General features: G+C 64.5%; 2 protein-coding genes and 1 pseudogene. All 3 read right to left on the bottom strand.

Features of this window, described 5'->3' with window-relative positions; genetic code table 11:
• Nucleotides 1-260 precede the first annotated feature (260 nt).
• Nucleotides 261-845 (bottom strand): hypothetical protein, encoded by a 585-nt coding sequence (locus ACWCQ6_RS37235; protein WP_148841721.1) that lies wholly within the window; start codon nucleotides 843-845, stop codon nucleotides 261-263.
• A 58-nt stretch (nucleotides 846-903) separates the two neighbouring features.
• A pseudogene (locus ACWCQ6_RS37230) lies at nucleotides 904-1,221 on the bottom strand (M15 family metallopeptidase); the annotation flags it as partial.
• A complete protein-coding gene (locus ACWCQ6_RS37225) occupies nucleotides 1,140-1,424 on the bottom strand; it encodes a hypothetical protein (protein ID WP_451096931.1) in 285 nt (94 codons plus the stop codon). The pseudogene ACWCQ6_RS37230 and the gene ACWCQ6_RS37225, both read right to left, overlap by 82 nt.
• Nucleotides 1,425-1,520: the final 96 nt, after the last annotated feature.

Genomic DNA, 1,520 nt, shown 5'->3' with positions numbered 1-1,520 from the left:
GTGCTCGCCCCGCAGGCCGCCGCCCAGACCAACACCCTGGTCGCCAAGCTCTGGAACTACTGCAACGTCCTGCGCGACCTCCAGCCCGCAGCGGCAGCGCCGAAGAAGCTCAACTGGAGCTCTTTCAGGCCGACCACGGCTCGGAGGACGGGCCGTGAGGGACCACACTCCTCCCGCGCCCGCCCGGGCCGGGCTGATGCCGGCTCAGCAGACCCTCAATCGTGCGCTCGCAGCGGCGCGCGGTGCCGGTTCGCCTGGCCTCACGGTGTCACACTGACCAGGATTCCTCGTCCTGCGTGGAAGCGCTCGAATACGCGCATGGGCAGCGATGTGGAGTCCGAATTGTGGGAGTAGCCCGACGGATTATGGAACCGCACCGTCCCGCCATGGACCTCATGAACCAGCACAAGATGCCCTCCCCGCCGCGGTTTACAGGTGCTTGGGTCGCGAATCTCAGGAGACACTGAAGCGATCAAGGCTTGCCCGGGGCGCACCGCTCGGGCGGATGCTTGAATCGGTGTGTTCTCGACCAGTTGGCATTTGAATCCGAAGTGTGAGCTGACCCAAGCCATGAATGGCCGGTATATCAGTCCTTGGACCTTGCCCTGGGGTTCCACCACGTAGCAACCCCAGTCGAGGGCCAGCGCAAGGAGTTCACGCATCAGCAGTCGGGTGTCCGTCCAGCCGTGGAGCAGGGACTGCAGACATGCCAAGCCGCAGACTTTGCGGGACCAGAACAGGTACTCCTCGCGCGAGTGGTACCCGTCGGAGGTCCAGTCGTGCAGTTGCGATGGATCGGTGCGCCTCAGGAAGACGTCGATCCTGGATGGGGCGGCACGCCGCATGACGACCTCGTCGTTCCGGTCCAGGCTTCCCCACTGTGAGACGTATGGGAGGCTTCCATCATGTGATGGGAAAGTCGAAATAGACATCTGAGTAAGGCTCGCTTTCCAGCGTGTAGTGCCACCACTCGCAGGCGTAGCGAGCAAATCCGCAATCCTCCATTACGGAGCAAAGGTGCTCGCGGTTTTCCGCTTCGACGGGTCTTATTCCTGCTGCTCCATGATGTGAGATCGAGTCCATGAGGTCGTGGTCACCACCCATGCAAGCATTTTCTCCGGTGGCAAGGGTGTAGAGCGTCAAGTCGACGGAACTGCCGCGGCTGTGGCCTGACTTGGCAGCCACGTATCCCTTGTCGAAAAGCTCGGACCTGTCGATATTCCGAAGGCGAGCACGGCGGCCGTGCCGATCGGGTCCGCGTCCAGCTCGCCCGGCTGCGCCGAGTCCAGGAACTGGCGCCGGGCGTCCTCGCTGTCGGCCGCCAGCGACGACCGGACGTGGGCGGTGACGGCGGCGACGTCGTCCGGGTCGGTCAGGTCGGCCGCCCAGGTCACCGCGATCAGCCCGGTCTCCACGATCAGCATCTCGGTCGGGCGCTGGTAGCCGCACGCCTCGCTCCGTCAGGACATCCGCCCCGTACGGCAGCCACACCTGGAACTGGTGCGTGTGCGGCGGCTCCG

Source organism: Streptomyces sp. NPDC001880, from assembly GCF_053594575.1.
This window is presented reverse-complemented; position numbering and strand designations above follow the sequence as displayed.

What these genes read in the sequence shown, in the direction of transcription:
- ACWCQ6_RS37235 (WP_148841721.1), bottom strand. Translation starts at nt 845, where the DNA reads ATGCGGCGTGCCGCCCCATCCAGGATCGACGTCTTCCTGAGGCGCACC.
- ACWCQ6_RS37225 (WP_451096931.1), bottom strand. Translation starts at nt 1,424, where the DNA reads ATGCTGATCGTGGAGACCGGGCTGATCGCGGTGACCTGGGCGGCCGAC.